Below are 21,851 nucleotides of genomic sequence, written 5' to 3'. Positions count from 1 at the left end.
ACTTCAACGCATCGTGCGGGATTTCATGACAGTGCGGCAACGCGGCAGGCGGTAGCATGATCGGGCGTGACACACCCCAGACCCACCGGCATGAGGGCGACGCCTTGGATACACATGATCCCCTGACTATCTCTCGTCGTGGCTTTCTCAAGCTGACGGCCGTGTCAGCGACGGTGGCTGCCACGCCCCCGCTCGTCGCCAGGGCCACTGTCCCTGATGGAGGCAGGGCACCGGTCATGCAGCAGGTCGCCCTTGAGGTCAATGGCAAGCAGACCACGCTTTCGCTCGATACCCGGACCACGCTGCTCGACGCCTTGCGCGAGCACATGCACCTTACCGGCACCAAGAAGGGTTGTGACCACGGTCAATGCGGGGCCTGCACGGTGCTGGTCGACGGGCGGCGGATCAACAGCTGCCTGACCCTGGCGGTCATGCACCAGGGATCGAAGGTCACCACCATCGAGGGCCTGGGCACGCCGGAGAAGCTGCATCCGTTGCAGGCCGCCTTCGTAAAGCACGATGGCTACCAATGCGGTTATTGCACGCCGGGGCAAATCTGCAGTGCCGTGGGCGCATTGGATGAGATCCACCGGGATGTACCGAGCCACGCCACGGCCGACATCACGGCAAAGGCCGCCTTCAGCACCCTCGAATTGCGCGAACGCATGAGCGGAAACATCTGTCGCTGCGGCGCGTACTCGAACATTGTTGAGGCCGTGAGTGAATACGCGGGGAGCCAGGTATGAAGCCCTTTACCTACGAGCGCGCCACGAGCCCGGCGCAGGCCGCCGCGGCTGTGGCAAACGGGCGCAAGGCAAAGTTTATCGCCGGCGGCACCAACCTGCTCGATCTCATGAAAATCGAAGTCGAGGCGCCCGAGCACCTCGTGGACATCAACGGCCTGGGCCTGGATGCGATCGAGGCGACGCAGGAGGGTGGCCTTCGTATTGGCGCCCTCGTACGAAACACCGACCTTGCGGCGGACCGTCGAGTGCGGCGGGATTACGCTCTGCTGACGCGCGCCCTTGTCGCGGGCGCGTCCGGTCAACTGCGCAACAAGGCCACGACGGCGGGCAACCTGCTGCAGCGCGCGCGTTGCCCGTACTTCTATGACACGCACCAGGCGTGTAACAAGCGGCTTCCCGGCAGCGGATGCGCGGCACTTGGAGGCTTCAGCCGATCGCACGCGATCGTGGGTGTGAGTAACGCCTGCATTGCGGTGCACCCGAGCGACATGGCCGTCGCCATGCGGGCGCTGGATGCCACGGTGGAGACAGTGCAGCCCGGCGGGCAGGTGCGGAGGATTCCCCTTGCCGAGTTCTATAAGCTCCCCGGCTCGACGCCGCACATTGAGAACGTACTTGCGCCGGCTGAGCTGATTACAGCCGTTACGCTGCCGAAGCCATTGGGTGGCACCCACATCTATCACAAGGTGCGCGATCGGGCGTCCTATGCGTTCGCGCTCGTGTCGGTCGCGGCGGTGGTCCAGAAAGACGGCAGCGGGTGCGTTGCCCTCGGCGGCGTGGCTCCCATGCCCTGGCGATCAGGGGCCGCGGATGCGCACTTGCAGGAGGGGGCGAAGGCCGTGCATCGACATTGTTGGCAAATGCCCGCACGACACCGCAGAACGCCATGAAGGTAACCCTGGTGGAACGCACGCTCGGTGCGGTGCTGGCCGAAGCGAGGACGGGCGCATGAAATTCGACACGCCTGCCACCGTCAATCCCATCGACCGCCTCAAGGTGGTCGGCCAGCCCCATGACCGTATCGATGGTCCGCTGAAAACCACGGGCACTGCCCACTATGCGTACGAGCAGCACGATGCCGTACCCGCGCACGCATACGGGTACATCGTGCCTGCCACGATCGGCAAGGGCCGCGTCGTATCGATCGATACGTCGCGCGCCAAAGTGGCGCCCGGTGTGCTGGCCATCGTGACTGCCAAAGAGGCGGGCAAGCTCACCAAGGGCAAATACAACACGGCCATGCTGTTGGGTGGGCCCGACGTGCAGCACTACCACCAGGCCCTTGCCGTGGTCGTCGCAGAGACCTTCGAGCAGGCGCGCTCGGCCGCGGCGCTGGTCCGCGTCGATTACGCCCGTACCCCCGGCGCCTTCGATCTCGCCGCCGCGAAGGCCGCAGCGGTCAAACCTGATGATGGCCAACCCGATACTGCCGTGGGTGATTTTTCCGGTGCTTTTGCCGCGGCACCCGTGAAGCTCGATGCCACGTACACGACGCCCGACCATTCCCACGCCATGATGGAGCCGCACGCCTCCATCGCTGCCTGGGACGGCGGCAAGCTCACGATCTGGACCTCCAACCAGATGATCCACTGGGGCAAAGGCGACGTGGCGACGACCCTGGGCCTTTCGCCCGATAACGTTCGCCTCATATCGCCCTACATCGGCGGTGGTTTCGGCGGAAAGCTGTTTGTCCGGGCGGATGCGATTCTCGCGGCGCTGGGTGCCAGGGCCGCGAATCGACCGGTGGCCGTGGCGCTGCCGCGACCCGTCATGTTCAACAACACCACGCACCGGCCCGCAACGATCCAGCGCATCCGCATAGGGGCCACGCCAGACGGCAAGATCACGGCCATCGGGCACGAGGGGTGGTCGGGTGACCTGCGGGGCGGTGGGCCGGAAACGGCCGTGCAGCAGACGCGCCTTCTTTACGCCGGCGCAAATCGCATGACGGCAACCCGGCTGGCCACCCTGGATCTGCCCGAAGGTAACGCCATGCGCGCGCCCGGCGAGGCGTCAGGCTTGATGGCACTGGAAATCGCCATGGACGAGATGGCCGAGAAGCTCAAGCTGGACCCCGTGGATTTCCGCGTGCTCAACGACACCCAGGTCGACCCCGAAAAGCCCAACCGGCCATTCTCACAACGCAACTTCGTGCAGTGTATGCGCACCGGTGCGGAACGGTTCGGTTGGAACCAGCGTTCCGCCACGCCGGGGGCTCGGCGCGACGGGCGCTGGCTACTCGGCATGGGCGTGGCATCGGCATTCCGGAACAATCTCGTCATGAAGTCGGGGGCCCGTGTACGTCTCGGCAAGGATGGCCGGGCGACCGTTGAAACCGACATGACCGACATCGGCACGGGCAGCTACACCGTCATCGCGCAGACCGCCGCTGAAATGCTCGGCCTGCCGATCGGGCAGGTCACCGTGTTGCTCGGTGACTCCTCGTTCCCGGTATCGGCCGGGTCGGGCGGGCAATGGGGAGGCAACAGCTCGACGGCGGGTGTCTACGCGGCCTGCGTGAAGCTTCGCGAGGCGATCGCTGGCGCGTTGGGCATGGATCCGGCCACCGTCGTGTTCGAGGATGGCAAAGTGACGGCCGCTGGCAAGAGCAAGGCCATCGCGGAAGCCGCGGCTGGCGGTGAGCTCGTTGCCGAAGACAGCATGGAGTACGGCGACCTGGCGAAGAAGTTCCAGCAATCGACGTTTGGCGCCCATTTCGTCGAAGTGGGGGTGGATGCCGCCACCGGCGAGATCCGGGTTCGCCGTATGCTGGCGGTCTGCGCGGCAGGGCGTATCCTCAATCCCAAATCGGCGCGCAGCCAGGTGATCGGTGCGATGACCATGGGCGTCGGTGCGGCCTTGATGGAGGAACTGGTGGTCGATAAGCGACTGGGTTTTTTCGTGAATCATGACCTGGCCGGCTACGAGGTGCCCGTCCATGCGGACATCCCCCACCAGGAGGTCGTCTTCCTCGACGAAACCGATCCGGTGTCTTCGCCCATGAAGGCCAAGGGCGTCGGCGAACTCGGGCTGTGTGGCGTTGCCGCCGCCGTGGCAAACGCCGTATATAACGCTACCGGCGTACGCGTGCGCGATTACCCGGTCACCCTGGACAAACTTCTGGATAAGCTCCCGGCTGCATGAAGTCATACGATGAACTGCGCAGGCTGGCCCTGGCATGGCGGGGTCTCGCTGATTCGCCTGGCGAACGAGCCGCACTGGTCACCATCGTGCATACGTCGGGATCCACCTTCCGCCGCGTGGGTGCGGCGATGCTGGTGCGCGCCGATGGCAGCATCGTGAATCCCCTTGCGGGCGGTTGTCCTCAAAGGGCGATCGTCGAGCGATCCTTGCAGGTCATGGCATCCGGCGAACTGGCATACGCCGCGTATAACGCCGAGCAGGGGCTGGACGTGCTCCTGGAAGCGGGATGTGGCGGTGAACTGGAGGTTGCCATCGAGCCACTGGCGCCCGTCGTTCCTTCCTTCGTCGACGAACTGGATGCCATCCTCGCCACGAGCAAGCCTTTCCAGATCGTCACCCATTTTCCTGCATCGCCCGCGATGGCCCCGCCGACGCGGACATGTACACCGCTGCCCGTCGATGGTTTTGCCGCCACGTGCGACAACGTCGAGAGCGAACGGTTGGACGGTGGCACGCGGCTTATCGAAACGTTTGATGCGCCCGTGTCGCTCGTGGTCGCCGGCGCGTGTCACGAAGCCGTGGAGCTGGCTGCGTTGGCGGCGCGCATGGGGTGGCGGGGCATCGTCGTGGATACATCCGCCTATCGGCTGGCGCAGGTGGCGCTGGACTTGACCGGATGGCAGGCGCTCGAGGCTCGCCCCGAGAACCTGGCAGCGACGGTTCGGCTGGATGGTTCCACGGCATTGGTCAGCATGACCCACAACCTGGATCTGGATATTGCTTACCTGCGGGCAGGAGCCGCCTTCGGTGCCTTCTACCTGGGCGCCCTGGGCTCACAGCGTCGCGCCCGAACCATTGCCAGCGCCGTGCCGGCCGCCGCGCTGCGCGTGCCGGCCGGCCTCGATATCGGCTCCAACACCAGTCGCGAGATCGGCCTCGCCATCGTCGCGGAAATCATGGCCACGCGGCACAAGCGCGATGGGCAGGCCCTTAGCCACACGGGTCGCCCGATCCACTAAGGCACACCCCCTGTAGGAGCGCGCAAGCGCGCTCCTACACCATTTTTGTCAGGCCGCCATGCCCATGGCCGTGAGGCTCGGATGCTGGTCGCGCACCGGGCTCAACCGCTCCAGTACAGCGCCCAGATGCAGGATCGTCGACTCCGCCAGCCATGGTGCGACCAACTGCACGCCGATCGGCAGGCCGTCACGACTGGTGCCAAAGCGAAGGCTGAGCCCCGGCAGGCCGGTCACGCTGAGGGGCGCCGTAGCATCCATCACATGCAGGGAGGAGACGGCCTGGCCGTTGATCACGAACTCAGCCGCGTCGTGGGCGTGCGCCGGCACGGGTGTGACGGGGCAGAGCAGGGCGTCGTAACGCTGGAAGTACTGCGCAAAGCCGTCTCGCATCAACTCAATCTGTTGTTCGGCGAGAACGAAATCCTCGATGGACGTATCGGGGGTATCGAACACGGCCTGCACGTGCTTGTAGATCAGTGCCTCGTGGCCTTGGGTGGCTGCCCTGAATGCAGGCTTCGTCTCCATGGCCTGCAGCTTCCACAGCAGGTCCAGGGCATTGATCTCCTCAAGGACAGGCAGCCGCACGGGTTCGACGATCATGCCCGTCGACTTCAAGGCATCGGCGGCGGCCTGGACGGTCGCCGCGACGTCGCTGTCCACAAGGCCGAAGCCCGGTTCCACCAACCAGCCAATGCGCAATGGCCGTCCCAGCCCCGGGCCAGTCCCTGCATCAAGCGTGGGCGGGCTGATCGAGAAGCCGTCTGCACCATCCGGGCCCGCCAGAAGCGAATAGGCCAGGGCGACGTCACGCACTGAGCGCGCGATCGGCCCGGCATGCCAGAATCGACGCGGTACGCGCGGCCAGATCCCGGTCATGGGAATGCGGCCATGGGTCGGCTTGAATCCGACAACGCCGGTAAGCGCTGCCGGCCCACGGACCGAGATGGCGACGTCGGTGGCCAGGCCGATGGGCGACATGCCCGCGGCGACCGCGGCAGATTCGCCGCCGCTCGAGCCGCCCGGGGTGCGTTCCCGGTTCCACGGGTTGAGCGTGCGGCCGGAAAGCAGGTTGTCGCTTTCGATCCAGTACGAGAACTCGGGAAGGTTGGTTTTGGCGAGGAGAATGGCGCCGGCCTGCTTCATGCGGGCCACGCTGGTCGCATCGCTGTCGGGGACCCGGCCCTTGAATATGGGGGAGCCGAGCTGGGTCAGGACGCCGGCGGTGTCGAACGAATCCTTTGCGGTGAAGGGAACGCCGTGCAGCGGCCCGAGGTTTCCGCCGGCCATCACGGCCGCTTCAGCGGCCTTTGCCGCTTTCATGGCGCTGTCGGCGACGGTGACGATGGCGTTTAGGTGCGGATTGGCCGCGTCGATACGGTCCAGGTGCGCCCGCATGACTTCCACGGGTGAAACCTCTTTGGTGCGGATCAGGTCGGCGAGCTTCGTCGCATCCTGGTAAACGAGTCCGGAATTCATGGGTTCTCTCGGTTTGAAGGGGGGAGGCAACAAGGCCAGGCAGCGCGCCTACCTAACGTTTGTTAGGGCTGACGATACGCGCGATAATTCGGCTCGTCAACGGATTTCTACCCGCGCGAATTGGCCCTGCTTCCGGCTTTTGAGAGAATGACGTGGACATGTCGACCCGGCCCGGCATGGGGCCGGTGCCCTGTGTTCGGGGGAAGTCAGTGAATGTCCTGGCCCGTCGGGCTGGTTCACCTTATCGAGGGTACGGCTCGTGGATAGTCAGGCAGGCAGGAATTCCAAGGACACGATCCTTGAGGCGGCGACATTGATGGCGCAGGCCCACGGCTACGGTGGCCTGAACCTTCGCGGCCTGGCGGAAGATGTCGGCATCAAGGCGGCGAGCCTCTACCACCATTTCCCGAGCAAGGCGGATCTCGCCACCGCGGTGGCCCGGCGCTACTGGGAGGATGCCGCTGCGGGGCTGGAAGCGATCACGGCGCGATTCGCGGATCCCGCGGAGCGCTTGCGGAAGTACCCGGGCACGTTCCGTGCGGCGCTCGCCAACGATAACCGCATGTGCCTGTGCAGCTTCATGACGGCCGAGTTCGATGACCTTCCCGATGTGGTCAAGAAGGAAGTCGAGGTGTTCACCGACGTCAATGTGGCGTGGCTGGGCAAGACGCTCGTCGAAGCGGGCATCGTGACCGCCAAGGATGCTAAGAAGCGCGCACATGCCATTTTTGCGGCGGTGGCCGGCGCGCAACTCATGGCGCGCGGGCGGAATGACATCAAGCTTTATGACGCGATGATCAAGAACTATCAGGCAGCCGGCCTGCTGCCGGAGTAGGTTCCGAACGCCCTGATGTAGGAGCGCGCTTGCGCGCGATGGGTGCTTGCCGCAAACCCCATCGCGCGCAAGCGCGCTCCTACAGATGACGGCGTCGTGCCAATGTATCCGGTTGCGTCAGGCGCGCATCGGCGCGTAACGCTCCAGCCAGTGTGCGTACGACGGCGGCAGTGTCCACGACGGCCGTGGCACCTCCAGTGCCATGGCGGCCTTGTACGGCCAGTGCGGATCGGACAGGTGCGCGCGGCCGATCATCACGAGGTCCATCTGGCCGTCGGCAATCACGCGGTTTGCGGCGTGCGGATCATCAATGCCCCATGACGAGGCGACCGGCAGGCCGGCTTCGCGGCGCACGCGTTCGGCGATGGGACCCAGGAAGGCCGAGCCCCAGGGAATGTTCGTCTCGGGAATGGTGAAGCCGACACTGACGTTGAGCATGTCGAGGCCCTCGCCGTGCATCTTGCGCACCAGTTCGATCGACTCGGCGAGGGTTTCCTCGTCGCGGCCGTCGTACTCAAGCACGCCAAAGCGCGCAGTGAGCGGCAGGTTTTCCGGCCACACGGCGCGTACGGCCGCGAGCGTCTCCAGCAGGAAGCGGCCGCGGTTCTCCGCGTTGCCACCGTAAATATCATCGCGCTGGTTCGAGTGGGCGGAGAAGAAACTCTGCGCCAGGTAGCCGTGGGCAAAATGCAGCTCGAGCCATTCGAAACCGGCAGCACGGGCGCGCTTCGCGGCGGCCACGAAATCCGACTTCACGCGGGCGATGTCATCCAGGGTCATGGCACGCGGAACGCGGGGCAGGCCACGGCCATAGGCAAGCGCGGAAGGGCCAACGGTTTCCCACGCGCTCGGGTCGGCGGCATCGATGTGGTCATCGCCCTCCCATGGGCGCTGTGCGCTGGCCTTGCGGCCCGCGTGGGCGATCTGGATGCCGGGCACGGCACCGGAGGCCTTGATCGAGGCAGCAATGCGCGAAAGCCCCTCGACATGGGCGTCGTCCCAAATGCCCAGGCACGCAGGCGTGATACGGCCATCGGGCGACACGCCAGTGGCCTCGACGATGACCAGACCGGCGCCGCCGCGGGCGATGGCCGGGTAGTGCACCTGGTGCCAGTCGTTGGTGAAGCCATCCTCGGCGCGGTACTGGCACATGGGCGGGATGGCGATGCGATTGCGGAGCGTGACGTCCTTCAGGGTGAAGGGGGTGAACAGGGCGGACATTGATGCACCTACGGCAACAGTAATACGCAAACGATAGGGGCTGAGCACTATAATAAGAAGCGCGACTTCCTAATGGTTTCTATAAGAGTTTGTTATGATGAACCCGGCGTGGCTTCGCTCATTCACCACTCTTGCTGCGGAGGGCACCTTTACCCGTGCCGCCGAGACGCTCGAACTGACCCAGGCAGCGGTGAGCCAGCACATCCGTCAACTGGAAGCCCAGCTTGGCCCCTTGTTGATCCGGCGGCCACGCGGCGTGGAGCTGACGCCAGCGGGGCACGCGCTGCTGGCCTATGGTGAGGAAGTGGCGCGGGCCGAACGTTGCCTGGCCTCGCGCCTGTCCAATGCGGATGCGCTCGATGGCGTGGTGTCGATCATCACCCCGGGCAGCGTCGGCCTGTCGACCTACCCGAAGTTGCTGGATATCCAGCGGGAAACGCCAGGGCTGGTGGTGCGCCACCGTTTCGCCCCCGAAGAAGATGTGCTCCAGGCGGTGCTCGATAACCGGTTCGATATCGGCATCGTGTCGCGCCGCCCCGATGACGAGCGGCTGGCCATCGAGCGTTTCTGCGAGGAAGCCCTCGAGCTGGTCATTCCGGCGGATGCGGAGGTGAGTGATTGGGAGGATCTGCTCCGCTTGGGCTTCATCGACCATCCGGATGGCCAATCCATGGCGACTCGCCTCCTGGCCCGCCGTTTTCCCGGTAAACGCCTGGGTGAGGTACCGGTTACGGGGTTCACCAATCAGATCGCGCTTATCCTGGAACCCGTCGCCAGGGGGTTGGGTTTCAGCGTTTTGCCACGGCACGCGAGGCGGGCATTCGCGCGACAGGAGGCGATCCGCGTGCTCGATGCTGACCGGGCTATCGTTGAAACGCTATGGTTGATCCACCGGGCCGAGTGGGAATTACCCCGCCGTGCACGGCATGTCGTGGACGAATTGCACGTACGCCTGGCCAAGGACTGATTAACCCATTCTCGCGGCCAGTTACACATCGCCTTCCGTATTCGCACCACCGCCTTCACGTGGGCACGCTTGCGTCGTGCACGGCAGCGGCGGAGAGTGATCCTACCGGCCAGGATGGGACGGTTGGGGAGGTGTCATGGACAAGCGTTGCCTTGGGTGGGGCGTTCTGGCGTGTGCATCGATGGCGTATGCCGGCGATGCCGATACGCCGGGGCCGCGTACCGTCGCATCCGTACTTGAAGAAACGCACAGCGCGGCGACGGAAATCATCCGCGATGCGGGCGGCCAATTCGGCGTCGGCGCATTCATTGCCCGCCAGAACGCGGAGTTGCTGGTGCCGCAACTCGCGGCGGTCGGTGCGGCGACGGAAGGTAAGCTCGTGGGTGATCTAAACGATGTCCAGCAGTCGTTTTTGAACGGTACGCTCAATGCGGCTGATGACATGCGCCGCAGCGAGCGCTATCCGCGCAAGAAGGCAGCCGCCATGCTCGGCCAGGCCGATGCGCTGCTCAGCACGCTTGCGGCGACCTACCGCTTCCCTCGTGTCACCGACTTCAGCCCGCGCTACATCGTGGCGCCAGCGAAGCCATTGGCCGTGGAGCTCGTGATCGCCGGCCATGCCCTGGATGCACACAGCCCGGAGCTCACCGTGCAGGGGAGGCCATGCGAGCTGCGTGACGCAGGCGCGGAACAGCTTCGCTTCCTCTGCACCTTGGGCGCCTCCGTCAGTTCGCGTGCTCTCGGTTATGCGCCGATGACGCTCACGACGCATCCCGCGCAACCGTGGTGGGCTGCGATCGTCGGCTGGTTCCGCCCCGATCCCGAGCCCGTGCGTTACACGCTGGCGCTGGCGCTCATCCCACGCAGTGTGGGCGGCTTCGATGCCATGGCCCGGGTCAATACGGGCGATACGGGATCGGAGGCGAGCGTCCCGCTTGCCGTGGGCGAAGTGCCTTGGGGCGGTACGCGTGACATCGCCCTGCCCGACGGCGCGATCTTTGTTACGTTGCGCTGCCGCCAGGCCGATGGGCGGGTGTTCGAAGACACCAGCAGCGAGGCGCCGGCCCACCCGTGGTACGCGACCACCATTGACCTGAAGACGCGCCGCATGGTGATCCGCGCACGCGGCCTGGACGATGCGCTCGCACAGCCTTAGCACGGGGACCGGGGCGGGCTGGTGCGTGCCCCCACGCAACTTCAAACGCATGTTTGTTCCACCATCACATTCCTAGGACTACTATTTGCACGTACGGGCCATGTGCCCGGCTCCTCCATTTTTTGCGAAAGGAAGTTCCATGGCCGTCCACCTGGTTGCCGCGCTCGACGAAAACTTTGCCATCGGCAAGCAGGGCGGGTTGCCCTGGCACCTTCCCGACGACCTGAGTTACTTCAAGACCCTGACCACCGACAAATCCGTGCTGATGGGCCGCAAGACCGCCGAATCCATCGGCCGTGCCTTGCCGAACCGCACGAACTACGTGCTCACCCGCAAGGGCGAGGCGCCGTACCCCGGCCAGATCACGGTGCGCTCCATCGCCGAGGCGCAGGCGAGCTGCGGCCACACCGGCCTGATGGTCATTGGTGGTGGTGAGGTGTTCCGCGAAGCCTTGCCGTATGCCCGCACGCTGTACCTGACCTGGGTATATGCGGCCGTGGAAGGCGCTGACGTCTTCTTCCCGGGCATCGACTTCAAGGAATGGATCGAGGTCTCCCGTGTGTCGCACAAGGCCGACAAGACCCACGCGCACCCGTTCGATATGGTCGAATACGTCAGGGCCGTCTGATGCACGTGCTCGCCGGCGTCCTGCTCGATGGCGCCGGGCGCATCCTCGTCGCCCAACGCCCGCCCGGTAAGCACCTGGCGGGCATGTGGGAATTCCCGGGGGGCAAGGTGGAGCCGGGCGAAGCGCCCATGGCCGCCCTTGAGCGTGAGCTGGATGAAGAGCTGGGCATCGCGGTGGACCCACTGTCCTTCGAGGACCTGATCCGGGTGCCGTGGACTTACGGCGAGCGCAGCATGCTGCTCGAAGCCGTGGTCGTCCGGGCCTGGACAGGGGAGCCGCAAGCACTGGATGCCGCCGCGATCGATTGGCGGCTGCCGTGGGACATCGACCCGGCGCTCCTTGCACCTGCCGACCGGCCCATCCTCGCGGCGTTGCGCCTGCCAGAGCATTACCCCATCACGCCGGCGGGGGCCTCGGTCGCGCATGCGACGACCCTGGTACGTGCCGCGCTGGCGCGAGGCGAGCGCTTGCTTCAGTGGCGACTGCCGGGCGTGCCACCCGAACTGGCGCGAGCGGGCGCAGAAGCCCTGTTGCCCGAGGTCGAGCGCTTTGGCGCGCGGCTTATGTTGAATCGGGATATCGAGGGCGCGCGGCTGCTAGGTGCGGGTGTGCACCTTTCTGCGGCGCAGCTGCGTGAACTCAGTGAGCGCCCGTTACCATTTGGCCAACTGGTGGGCGCCTCGTGCCACGACCCGGATGAGCTGGTGCTCGCATCGGCACTAGGTTGCGACTTCGCCACGCTATCGCCCGTGGAAAGCACCGCCAGCCATCGGGATGCACCCCCGCTGGGCTGGCCGCGCTTCGCAAAGTGGGCCGAGAACGCCTCGCTTCCGGTTTACGCCTTGGGTGGCCTTGGCCCGGCGGACCTGCCGATGGCACGTATGCATGCCGCCCAAGGCGTCGCCGGCATCACCGGTTTCATGTAACCGGGCGTTCGCGTAACCCTGTTCTGTGTAGGAGCGCGCTCCTACAGGTGTGGCTTAGGCCTTCGATTTCAGGCGGGCCACCAGGGCATTGAGCACGCCCTGCGTTTCCTGGGCGAAGAAATCATCGATGAAGCCGGCATCGAGCAGACCGTTGGTGTCGCCCCATACGTCAAGCAGGTCAGCGCGCGCGATGGCGCGGGTGCGCAGCATGGCGTGCGGGGGCGATTTCAGGAGCTCGCTAAGCCACTGGACCGAGCGTTGCACGACTTGCTCGACCGTGGCGAGCTCATCGACCAGGCCGATCGCATGCGCAGCTTCCGCATCCACCATGGCGCCGGCCACCAGCAGGCGCTCGGCGCGGTAGGCGCCGACGATGCGGCGCATGGCGAACTGGATGGGCTCGGGCACGGAAAGGCCGACCTGAACTTCATTCAAGCCGATCTTGTACATGCCGTGCGCCATGACGCGGTAGTCCGCAAACAGCGAAAGGACCGCACCGCCGGCCGGGCTATGCCCGGTCACCGCTGCGACGACCGGCACCGGTGAAGCGGCAATCGCGCCACACAGCGCGAAGAAATCGTTCCAGAAGCCTTCGACACCGGCGCGGTCGAGCTGGAGCAGCGCAGGGACATCCACGCCCGCCGAGAACATGCCCTGCGCGCCCGAAAGCACGATGCCGCGGGCACCGTTGATCGGTGCCTCCAGGATAGCGCTGCGCAGGGCGTTCACCAGTGCGGTATCGAGGGCGTTGACCGGCGGCCGCGCCATCCGGATTTCATGAATGTCGCCGTCGTGGGGAAGAATATCCAGCATGGGTTTGCCTCAGGTCGGTTTAGCGGGGCCGGATGTCGGCGTCGGTCCAGGTGTAGCGTACGGCGAAATCGAGGGTGGCGCTGCCGTGGGCCGGGACATCCACCTTGAACTCGAGCACGTCGGCGGTGTTCTTCGAAGGCTTGATTGACGACGACACCAGCTGCCAGGCGCGCCAGCGGGTCGGGCGCTCGCGCACCGTAATCGTGCGCGTGCCATCGCCCGCATTGGTGAAGCTCAGGCGCGTGCCTTCGTCGATCTGCTTGCCCGCCACGTTGAACGACGTGCGCTCGCGTTTCGCGCGCAGATCGAACGCGTTGCCCAGGTCGATCGTGGCGTCTTCGTTCTTCGGCGTATCGCGGAGTGCGCCTTCCGCCAGCAGTTCGGCATTACCGTCGCGGTCACCGGTCATGACGCGCACGTAACCCGCTGGCAGGCTATCGAACGCCTTGAATTTCAGACTGGCGTTGATCGGCGTGCCATCGCTGGGTGCGAGGTTCATGTCGGGCTGCACAGTGGGCTCGCCGCCGTAGAAGCGCTGGCCCGTTTCGTACGTTGCCAGGCGTTCGCAAGCCACGGTGCGGGTGTCGTACAGCGGGCTTTGCGTGACACTGCCATCGGGCAAGTCGATGGGCTTGGGCAGCGTGTACGTGCGCAGGTCGCCCAGGGTGGCCGGGACGGCGTTGGTCGAGGCTTCCTCTATGCCCATGGCCGCGGGCGCCGGGGCGGCGCGGGACATGAACCGCGGTTGCGCGGGAGGTGCCTTGGCGCGCCGCGCATCGCCGGCCACCAGCTTGAGCGCGACATCCTTCCAGTCACGGCCACTGCGGTTGGCGATGCTTGCGTTGGCATCGAATGCCATGGAACAGGCGCTGCCGCTCGCGAGCGTGGCGACGTAGGCACCGCGCCAGCCGAGGCCGGACGTTGGGTAATCCAGCTGCGCGGTGCTGTTGCCTGTAGCGCTGCCGTCGATGCGCACCTGCAGGGTGGAGCCACGGGCCACGTTGTCGACACCTGCCACCCGCAGCGCCGCGTAATCGCGCACCAGGGTGAATTGGCCCGTGGCATCACGGAGCACCATGGGGCTGCCGGCCTGTACCAGGGTCCCATTCGCGATGTCCTGCCCGCCGTTACCCACGACCTGGACCTTCTGCCCGACCAGGCCGGCCACCGCGCCGTCGAAGCCCTGGCCCAGCAGTAGCCGCTGCGAAAGCACGCGGGTGCCCTTGCCGGGGAAGCGCAGGGTGAGCGCCTCGGCATCGAGCGCAGCGGGCAGGCCGCCGATGGAAAGATCCTGGGTGCCGCCCTTCAGGTCGAACGCGCGGCGCTCGTGCACCACGGCATAGCCATCGCTGGAGAGGGCATCGCCGGTTGTTTGAAACAGCTGGTCGCTGTCGGCGCGGTAGAGGGTGAGGGCGGTACGCTCATCGGCCGCGAACGCGGGCAGGGCGACGGCGCAGGCAATAGCCAGTACGAGGGTGCGGCGCATGGGTCTCTCTCCGTGTAGATCGCCGATGGATCATACCGGGAGCAGATGAATGCCATGCGTTACGAAGGCGCCCGCCTTCTGTACGAGCGCGCAAGCGCGCTCGTACAGGGTCGCTTAGCCCTTGGCGGCGTCGCGGATTGCCTGGGGCAGGGCGACGGGCCGGCCGGTCTTCGTATCGATCCATACCATGGTGACGCTGCCATCCGCGTGGATGCGGGTGGCATCCTGGCTATCGACGATGCGGTGGCCAACGGTCATGGAGCTGCTGCCTACGCGGTTCACATACAGCTCGATCTGGATATCGGCCGGCCATTCGATCGGCAGGCGGTAGTTGATCTCGCTGTGCGCCATCACCGGCGCGGCTTCCGGGGCGTACCACGGATCCGGCAGGTTCATGAGCCACTTCAGGCGGGCTTCCTGCAGGTACACCAGGTAGTTCGCGTTGTTCACGTGGTTGTACGCGTCCAGATCCTGCCAGCGCACATCCATCGGCGTAATGAAGATGGGGTTGGGCGCGGGCGTCTGGGAGGCTTCAGTGCTCATGCAGTCTTTTTCTTCTTCGCGGCCGGGGCCGCCTTGGTGGTGGCTTTGGTCGTGGCTTTGCCCACGGCCTTGGCGGGGACTTTGGCTGTCGCTTTCTTCGCCGCAGGCTTTTCCTGCGCAGCAGGCGCAGGCGCGTTCAGATGGGGCAGCAGGAACCGCCCGGTGTGCGAGGACTTCGTGTTGGCGACGGTCTCGGGCGTGCCGCTAACGAGGATGCGCCCACCGCCGGCACCGCCTTCAGGGCCGAGATCGACCAGCCAGTCGGCGGTCTTGATCACATCCAGGTTGTGCTCGATCACGACCACGGTATTCCCGTGGTTGACGAGGGTATGCAGCACCTCGAGCAACTGCTCGATATCGTGGAAGTGCAGGCCCGTCGTCGGCTCGTCCAGGATGTACAGCGTGTTGCCCGTGTCGCGCTTGGAGAGTTCCTTCGACAGCTTCACGCGCTGCGCTTCGCCGCCCGAGAGCGTCGTGGCGCTCTGACCAAGCTTGATGTAATCCAGGCCTACCGCACGCAACGTTTCCAGCTTGCGTGCAATCACAGGCACGTTCTCAAACAGCTTGAACGCGTCTTCCACCGTCATGTCGAGCACGTCGGCAATGGTGTGGCCCTTGTAAAGCACTTCCAGCGTTTCGCGGTTGTAGCGCTTGCCGTGGCACACGTCGCAAGGCACATACACATCCGGGAGGAAGTGCATCTCCACCTTGATCATGCCATCGCCTTCGCACGCCTCGCAGCGGCCGCCGCGCACGTTGAAGCTGAAGCGGCCGGGCGTGTAACCGCGCGAACGCGCCTCCGGCACCTGCGAGTACAGCTCGCGCAGCGGGGTGAACAGGCCGGTGTACGTGGCCGGGTTCGAGCGCGGCGTGCGCCCGATCGGCGATTGGTCGATATCGACAACCTTGTCGAACAGGTTCAGGCCCTCGATGGATTCGTACGGTGCCGGCTGCTCGCTGGCACCGTTCAACTCCATCGCGGCAATGCGGTAGAACGTATCGTTGACCAGCGTGGACTTGCCCGAACCGGACACGCCCGTGACACATGTGAACGTACCCACGGGAATACGCAGGTCCACGTCTTTCAGGTTGTTGCCAGTGGCGCCCTTCAGCTCCACCCACTGGCCATCGATCGCTTCGCGGCGTTTTGCAGGCACCTTGATGCCACGCTCGCCGCTCAGGTACTTGGCGGTGACCGAGGTGGGCGATTTCATCACCTGTTCCAGGGTGCCTTCGCCCACGATGGAACCGCCATGCACGCCCGCGCCCGGGCCGATATCCAGAAGGTAATCCGCAGCCCGGATCGCGTCCTCGTCATGTTCCACCACGATTACGGTGTTGCCGAGGTCACGCAGGCGGGTGAGGGTGCCGAGCAGGCGCTCGTTATCGCGCTGGTGCAGGCCGATCGACGGCTCATCCAGCACGTACATGACGCCCACGAGGCCGGCGCCGATCTGGCTGGCCAGGCGGATACGCTGCGCCTCGCCGCCCGACAGCGAATCCGCCTGGCGATCGAGGGTGAGGTAATTGAGGCCCACGTCGTTGAGGAACGTCAGCCGCTCGCGGATCTCCTTGATGATCTTCACCGCGATCTCGCCACGCCAGCCGCTGAGCTTCAGCGTGGCGAAGAAATTGAGTGCGTTGTCGATCGCCAGCCCGGTGATCTCCGGTATGGCCTTGTCGGCGACGAACACATTTCGCGCGGAAGGGTTCAGGCGCTGACCGCCGCAATCCGGGCACGGATGATCGGCGATGTAACGCTGCATCTCCTCGCGCACCGCCGCCGACTCGGTCTCGCGGTAGCGGCGTTCGAGGTTGTTGATGATGCCTTCGAACTTGTGTTCGCGCGTGACCTTGCCGCCGCGATCGGTGATGTAACGGAACGGGATCAGCTCCTTGCCCGAGCCGTACAGCACCGCGTTTTGCTGGGCCTTGCTGAGCTGGCGCCACGGCGTCTCGGGATCGAACCCGTAGTGCTTGCCCAGCGAGATGATCATCTGGAAGTAATACGCGTTGCGACGATCCCAGCCACGGATGGCGCCCCCGGCGAGGCTGAGCTCGGGGTGTCCCACCACGCGTGCGGGATCGAACACCTGGGTCACCCCCAGGCCATCGCAGGTGGGGCAGGCGCCCACGGGCGAGTTGAACGAGAACAGGCGCGGCTCGAGTTCGGGCAGCGAGTAATCGCACATCGGGCAGGAGAAGCGAGACGAGAACAACTGCTCGTCCGCCTTCGCGTCATCCATGTCCACCAGGATGACAATGCCATCGCCCAGGCGCAGGGCCGTTTCAAACGACTCGGCCAGGCGCTGCTTGATGTCGTCACGCGGGCGGAAGCGGTCGATGACCGCTTCGATCGTGTGCTTCTGGCGCAGCGTGAGCGGCGGCACGGCATCCAGGTCGTATACCTCGCCATCCACGCGGGCGCGGACGAAGCCCTGCGCGCGCAGCTGGTCGAAGACCTGTACGTGTTCACCCTTACGCTCACGGATGACCGGCGCGAGCAGCATCCAGCGCTTGTCGGCATCCAGTGCGAGGGCGCTGTCCACCATCTGGCTGACCGTTTGCGCCTCGAGCGGGATCCCGTGGTTCGGGCAACGGGGCGTGCCGACACGTGCGTAAAGCAGGCGCAGGTAGTCGTACACCTCGGTGATCGTACCGACGGTGGAGCGAGGGTTATGGGACGTCGACTTCTGCTCGATCGAGATGGCCGGGGAAAGGCCTTCGATCGTGTCTACGTCCGGCTTTTCCATCATCGAGAGGAACTGGCGGGCATAAGCCGACAGGGACTCGACGTAGCGACGCTGGCCTTCGGCATAGATGGTGTCGAAAGCCAGGGACGATTTACCGGAACCAGACAGCCCCGTAATGACAATCAGCTTGTCACGGGGCAGGTCGAGGTCGATATTTTTGAGATTGTGCGTGCGGGCGCCGCGGATGCGAATGCTGTCCATGTGCCGACAAAAATGGGGGAAGAGGACGACTATACCAAGGGCGTCAAGCCTTCATTTCACATCGACTTATGACGGTTCAGCACAAGCCTTGTGTCCGGATGGTCGCCACCCGGCTACCATGGCCCGGCCCCCGGTTTTGGGGCCCGTCTTTCCACCGTGAAGAGGACATACCATGCGTAAATGGACAGGGATCGCTGCCGGCCTGGTGCTGGCGACGTGTGCGGCAGGGCAGGCCATGGCGGCCCCCCCGAGCGAGGCGCAGGTGCGCCAGTTGATGGATGCCGTGGGCATGGGCCGCATGCTCAGCCAGATGAACAGCCAGATGGCCGGGGTTATGGCCAGTGCGCTGCCGTGCGTGCCGGCCAGCTACTGGCAGGGCTTCGTGGATGCCAACGCCACCACCCAGTTGATCGGCCGCATGGTGCCGGTCTACCAGAAGCATTTCACGGCTGAAGATATCGACGGCCTGCTCAAGTTTTACAAATCCCCCCTGGGCCAGAAGGTAATCACCCAGATGCCGGCCACCATGGCCGAGGGCATGCAGGTGGGCAAGCAGTGGGGCCAGGAGCGCGGCCAGCAGATGATCAGCCAGCTGCAGAGCCAGGGCACCCTGAACGCCCAGGGCCAGTGCCCGGCTACGGGCGCCGCGGCCAAGCCGGCCACCCCGGCCCCCGCTCCCGCTCCCGCCCCGGCCAAGAAGAAATAACCGGTGTAGGAGCCCACCCTGTGGGCGACGTCTTTCGCGGGGCACTGAACGGCCCGTGGCGAATGGGCGAAAGATGTCGCCCACAGGGTGGGCTTCTACAAGTAATCGTAAGGCCTTGATTTATAAGCTAACCATGTCACTGACTGGAACTCGTCCGAAAGTTAACCACCTGATTGACCTTGCCTTTTCGGCTCCGCTATAATTCGCGGTTCGTAACACCCGCAACACCCTAAAAAGAACTACATAACCAGTAACAGGAATCCACCATGAGCTACGCAGTCATCAAGACCGGTGGCAAGCAGTACCGCGTTATGCAGGGCGAAGTCCTGCGCGTCGAGCTGCTCCCCGCCGAAGTCGATGCAACCTTCACGTTCGAGGAAGTCCTCCTCGTCGGCGAAGGCGAATCCATCACCGTTGGCGCCCCGCTGGTCGCTGGTGCCACCGTCAGCGCGAAGATCCGCGCCCACGGCCGCGCCGATAAGATCCGCATCATCAAGTTCCGTCGTCGCAAGCACTACAAGCGCACGCAGGGTCACCGTCAGCATTACACCGAAATCGAGATCACGGGCATCAACGCCTGAGTCGCCGGAGGATATTGAGTCATGGCACATAAAAAAGGCGTAGGTTCCAGCCGTAACGGTCGCGATTCGAACCCGAAGTATCTCGGTGTGAAGATCTATGGCGGCCAGGCTGTTGAAGCCGGCAACATCATCGTTCGTCAGCGTGGCACCAAGTTCCACGCCGGCGTGGGCGTCGGCCTCGGCCGCGACCACACCCTGTTCGCGCTGGTCGATGGCACCGTTGCCTTCAAGACCCGCGGCGACAAGGGCCGCAAGTTCGTCGACGTCGTCCAGGCGTAATTCGCCCCGGCGCGATAACGAAGGCCCCGCCCCACGGCGGGGCTTTTCGTTTGTAAGGCTCCCCGATCACTGCCCAGGTTCTCCCCATGAAATTCGTCGACGAAGCACAGATTCGAGTCACGGCCGGTAGCGGCGGCAACGGCTGTGCCAGCTTTCGCCGCGAAAAGTTCATCCCGTTCGGCGGCCCCGATGGCGGCGATGGCGGCGATGGTGGTTCGGTATGGCTCGTCGCCGACGAGGGCCTGAACACGCTGGTCGATTTCCGCCACATGCGCCAGTTCAAGGCCCCGCGTGGCCAGAACGGCATGGGTAGCCAGATGTACGGCAAGGGCGGTGAGGACATCTTCATCCGCGTGCCTGTGGGCACCGTCGTCACCAACGTCGATACCGACGAAGTGATTGGCGATCTCACGTCCAACGGCCAGCGCCTGAAAGTGGCTGAGGGCGGTCGCGGCGGCCTTGGCAACATCCATTTCAAGAGTTCAGTGAATCGCGCGCCGCGTAAGGCGACGCCCGGTACACCGGGTGAAGTGCGCGACCTGAAGTTCGAGCTTCGCCTGTTGGCTGACGTGGGCCTGCTGGGCTTCCCGAATGCAGGCAAGAGCACCTTTATTCGCGCCGTTTCGGCCGCCACGCCGCGCGTCGCCGATTACCCGTTCACCACGCTGCACCCGAACCTGGGTGTCGTGCGCATCGGTACCGACCAGAGCTTCGTGATCGCCGATATCCCCGGCATCATCGAAGGTGCCGCGGACGGCGCCGGCCTCGGTATCCAGTTCCTGCGCCATGTCTCGCGCACCAGCCTGCTGCTGCACGTGGTCGATATCCGCCCCATCGATGGTTCCGACCCGGTGGAGCAGGTGCAGGCGATCGAGCGCGAGCTGGCCAGCTTCGATGCCGACCTGGTCGATCGTCCGCGCTGGCTGGTGATCAACAAGATGGACGTGTTCGACGACGAGGAAGAGCTCGAAGCCACGGCCAACGACATCGTCAACCGTCTCGGCTGGACTGCGCCGTCGTTCCTCGTTTCGGCCGCTGGCCAGCAGGGCACGCGCGAGGTCTGCCTGCAGGTCCAGCAGTTCTTCGACGCCGAGCGCGCCGCCCGCAAGGCTGAGACCGAAGCGAGCGACGACGTCCGCATGCGCGGCGAGTAAGGCGGCGATTCCTGGCGCGCCAACCTGTTTCTGTAGGAGCGCGCTTGCGCGCGATTGGCGCGACAGTAAATATGGCAATCCCCAGTCGTCCACACTCGACGAGGCCAAGGATGCGTTTCAGAATGGGTATGCCGCCGATCGTGGAGTGCCAGCTTTCCGATAAAACGAAGCTGGTCACGGACTACTCGCGCGTACACGTCATTGCGATGATCATCGGTATCGTGATCGTAGGACCCCTGCTTTATCTCTCGTGGCGTTCACTGTGGCCGAACGCGATTGTGTTTGGCACATTCGACCAGCCCCCCGAGATTTTTATCCCCACCTTGCTGGGCGTGATCGTCATTCACGAACTGGTTCACTTGCTGTCGCACCCTTACGCTGGTTTTTCGAGCCAGTCGGTCGTGGGTGTGCTGCCCAAGAATTTCCTGTTCTATGCGAGCTACAACGGTGAGCAGTCCCGTGGAAGGCTGGCATGGACGCTGGTTGCGCCGATCGTGTTCCTTACGGTGCTGCCGTGGGCCATCTCGCCCTATGTGCCGGCGGCGGTGGTGCCTTTCCTGGCCACGCTGTCGATCATGAACGGACTGGCCGCTTCGGGCGATGTACTGCTTATCGTCAAGCTGTTCCGTGAGATTCCGCGGGGTGCCCGCGTCCACGGCGAGTACTTTGGATTTCCGCCAGCCGCCTGAGTGGCCGCCCGGTTGGGCGGGGTACGGCGGGCAACAAAAAAGCCGGCTTGCGCCGGCTTTTTCGTGAACAGCGATGTCGCGCAGGCGTTAAGCCAGGTCGCGGATCTTCGCGTTCAGGCGGCTCTTGTGGCGAGCAGCCTTGTTCTTGTGGATCAGGCCGCGGGCGGCGTAGCGATCCATGACCGGCACGGCGACGGCGTAAGCGGAGGCAGCGGCTGCCTTATCCTTGGCGTCGATCGCCTTGACGACCTTCTTCAGTGCGGAACGCACCATGGAACGCGCGCTGACGTTGCGCAGCCGGCGCTGCTCCGACTGACGCGCACGCTTCTTCGCGGACTTGATGTTGGCCAAGGTAAAGCTCCAGTGTTCGGTGGGTTTTAAGAAAGACGCCCATTTTGCGGCCAAACTGGGGCTGCGTCAATAGGTTAGCCCCCGCGCGGGAGGCCGGGCGGGCAGGTGCCCCGGGGGCTGCCCGGGAAAATCCAGAATGAGGACTGTCCCGCGCCCGCCCGCCTTTGTCAAACTAGC

The 21,851-nt window shown here is 64.8% G+C and carries 20 protein-coding genes and 1 pseudogene; 14 read left to right on the top strand and 7 right to left on the bottom strand.

All coding sequences use genetic code 11. From position 1 onward, the window contains the following. The first annotated feature begins 56 nt into the window (after positions 1 to 56). The 4 genes and pseudogenes from paoA (at position 57) to L2Y97_RS16280 (ending at position 4,909) form a co-directional block, all read left to right on the top strand. Positions 57 to 746 (top strand): aldehyde dehydrogenase iron-sulfur subunit PaoA, encoded by a 690-nt coding sequence (paoA, locus tag L2Y97_RS16295; RefSeq protein WP_425492775.1) that lies wholly within the window; start codon positions 57 to 59, stop codon positions 744 to 746. After that, positions 743 to 1,698: pseudogene (locus L2Y97_RS16290) on the top strand (FAD binding domain-containing protein). Before paoA ends, L2Y97_RS16290 begins: the two are co-directional and overlap by 4 nt. After that, on the top strand, positions 1,695 to 3,890 hold the full coding sequence (paoC, locus tag L2Y97_RS16285) for an aldehyde oxidoreductase molybdenum-binding subunit PaoC (protein ID WP_247428637.1): 2,196 nt from the start codon (positions 1,695 to 1,697) through the stop codon (positions 3,888 to 3,890). The pseudogene L2Y97_RS16290 and the gene paoC overlap by 4 nt, the downstream one beginning before the upstream one ends. Beyond that, positions 3,887 to 4,909, top strand: coding sequence for an XdhC family protein (locus tag L2Y97_RS16280; protein WP_247428634.1), 1,023 nt, complete (start codon positions 3,887 to 3,889; stop codon positions 4,907 to 4,909). Before paoC ends, L2Y97_RS16280 begins: the two co-directional genes overlap by 4 nt. Positions 4,910 to 4,957: 48 nt before the next feature. Here the strand turns inward: L2Y97_RS16280 and L2Y97_RS16275 are convergent, their stop codons facing one another. Beyond that, a complete protein-coding gene (locus tag L2Y97_RS16275) occupies positions 4,958 to 6,385 on the bottom strand; it encodes an amidase (protein ID WP_247428632.1) in 1,428 nt (475 codons plus the stop codon). A gap of 259 nt (positions 6,386 to 6,644) precedes the next feature. Between L2Y97_RS16275 and L2Y97_RS16270 the strand changes: the two genes are divergently transcribed. Further along, positions 6,645 to 7,220, top strand: a complete 576-nt coding sequence (locus L2Y97_RS16270) for a TetR/AcrR family transcriptional regulator (RefSeq protein WP_247428629.1) — start codon at positions 6,645 to 6,647, stop codon at positions 7,218 to 7,220. Between the two features lie 117 nt (positions 7,221 to 7,337). Here L2Y97_RS16270 and L2Y97_RS16265 read toward each other — a convergent pair whose 3' ends face one another. Next, positions 7,338 to 8,441: an NADH:flavin oxidoreductase/NADH oxidase gene (locus tag L2Y97_RS16265; RefSeq protein ID WP_247428626.1), complete on the bottom strand. Its 1,104-nt coding sequence runs from the start codon at positions 8,439 to 8,441 to the stop codon at positions 7,338 to 7,340. Between the two features lie 94 nt (positions 8,442 to 8,535). Between L2Y97_RS16265 and L2Y97_RS16255 the strand changes: the two genes are divergently transcribed. The 4 genes from L2Y97_RS16255 to L2Y97_RS16240 all read left to right on the top strand — a co-directional run bounded on the left by L2Y97_RS16255 (position 8,536) and on the right by L2Y97_RS16240 (position 12,118). Beyond that, entirely contained in the window at positions 8,536 to 9,408 is an 873-nt protein-coding gene (locus L2Y97_RS16255) for a LysR family transcriptional regulator (RefSeq protein ID WP_283248281.1), read from the top strand. Between the two features lie 136 nt (positions 9,409 to 9,544). Further along, entirely contained in the window at positions 9,545 to 10,564 is a 1,020-nt protein-coding gene (locus L2Y97_RS16250) for a hypothetical protein (RefSeq protein ID WP_247428623.1), read from the top strand. 139 nt (positions 10,565 to 10,703) lie between these two features. Further along, positions 10,704 to 11,192: a dihydrofolate reductase gene (locus L2Y97_RS16245; RefSeq protein ID WP_247428622.1), complete on the top strand. Its 489-nt coding sequence runs from the start codon at positions 10,704 to 10,706 to the stop codon at positions 11,190 to 11,192. Next, positions 11,192 to 12,118: a Nudix family hydrolase gene (locus tag L2Y97_RS16240; RefSeq protein ID WP_247428619.1), complete on the top strand. Its 927-nt coding sequence runs from the start codon at positions 11,192 to 11,194 to the stop codon at positions 12,116 to 12,118. Before L2Y97_RS16245 ends, L2Y97_RS16240 begins: the two co-directional genes overlap by 1 nt. Before the next feature lie 54 nt (positions 12,119 to 12,172). Here L2Y97_RS16240 and L2Y97_RS16235 read toward each other — a convergent pair whose 3' ends face one another. From L2Y97_RS16235 to uvrA, 4 genes are all read right to left on the bottom strand, one after another. Further along, positions 12,173 to 12,931, bottom strand: coding sequence for an enoyl-CoA hydratase/isomerase family protein (locus L2Y97_RS16235; RefSeq protein ID WP_247428617.1), 759 nt, complete (start codon positions 12,929 to 12,931; stop codon positions 12,173 to 12,175). 19 nt (positions 12,932 to 12,950) lie between these two features. Beyond that, entirely contained in the window at positions 12,951 to 14,417 is a 1,467-nt protein-coding gene (locus L2Y97_RS16230; RefSeq protein WP_247428614.1) for a DUF4139 domain-containing protein, read from the bottom strand. A 114-nt stretch (positions 14,418 to 14,531) separates the two neighbouring features. Beyond that, positions 14,532 to 14,960: an acyl-CoA thioesterase gene (locus tag L2Y97_RS16225; protein WP_247428611.1), complete on the bottom strand. Its 429-nt coding sequence runs from the start codon at positions 14,958 to 14,960 to the stop codon at positions 14,532 to 14,534. Further along, positions 14,957 to 17,914 (bottom strand): excinuclease ABC subunit UvrA, encoded by a 2,958-nt coding sequence (uvrA, locus tag L2Y97_RS16220; protein WP_247428608.1) that lies wholly within the window; start codon positions 17,912 to 17,914, stop codon positions 14,957 to 14,959. The genes L2Y97_RS16225 and uvrA overlap by 4 nt, the downstream gene beginning before the upstream one ends. A gap of 172 nt (positions 17,915 to 18,086) precedes the next feature. On the opposite strand from uvrA, the gene L2Y97_RS16215 reads away from it, so the two are divergent. From L2Y97_RS16215 to L2Y97_RS16195, 5 genes are all read left to right on the top strand, one after another. Further along, the gene (locus L2Y97_RS16215; RefSeq protein ID WP_247428605.1) at positions 18,087 to 18,620 is read left to right on the top strand and encodes a DUF2059 domain-containing protein; all 534 of its coding nucleotides are present in this window, start codon (positions 18,087 to 18,089) and stop codon (positions 18,618 to 18,620) included. A 266-nt stretch (positions 18,621 to 18,886) separates the two neighbouring features. After that, on the top strand, positions 18,887 to 19,201 hold the full coding sequence (gene rplU / locus L2Y97_RS16210) for a 50S ribosomal protein L21 (protein WP_139984164.1): 315 nt from the start codon (positions 18,887 to 18,889) through the stop codon (positions 19,199 to 19,201). A gap of 21 nt (positions 19,202 to 19,222) precedes the next feature. Further along, on the top strand, positions 19,223 to 19,480 hold the full coding sequence (rpmA, locus tag L2Y97_RS16205) for a 50S ribosomal protein L27 (RefSeq protein ID WP_036111438.1): 258 nt from the start codon (positions 19,223 to 19,225) through the stop codon (positions 19,478 to 19,480). 86 nt (positions 19,481 to 19,566) lie between these two features. Further along, on the top strand, positions 19,567 to 20,634 hold the full coding sequence (gene cgtA, locus L2Y97_RS16200) for an Obg family GTPase CgtA (RefSeq protein WP_247428602.1): 1,068 nt from the start codon (positions 19,567 to 19,569) through the stop codon (positions 20,632 to 20,634). Positions 20,635 to 20,756: 122 nt separating this feature from the next. After that, entirely contained in the window at positions 20,757 to 21,323 is a 567-nt protein-coding gene (locus L2Y97_RS16195; protein WP_247428599.1) for a DUF3267 domain-containing protein, read from the top strand. A gap of 87 nt (positions 21,324 to 21,410) precedes the next feature. On the opposite strand, the gene rpsT is transcribed toward L2Y97_RS16195, so the two are convergent. Next, complete coding sequence (gene rpsT, locus L2Y97_RS16190; protein WP_090052307.1) at positions 21,411 to 21,674, bottom strand: 30S ribosomal protein S20; 264 nt, start codon at positions 21,672 to 21,674, stop codon at positions 21,411 to 21,413. Between the last annotated feature and the right edge of the window lie 177 nt (positions 21,675 to 21,851).

The organism is Luteibacter aegosomatissinici (assembly GCF_023078495.1).
GTDB classification, from domain to species: domain Bacteria; phylum Pseudomonadota; class Gammaproteobacteria; order Xanthomonadales; family Rhodanobacteraceae; genus Luteibacter; species Luteibacter aegosomatissinici.
The sequence above is the reverse complement of the archived record's forward strand: the minus strand, read 5'-3'. Positions and strand labels throughout refer to the sequence as shown.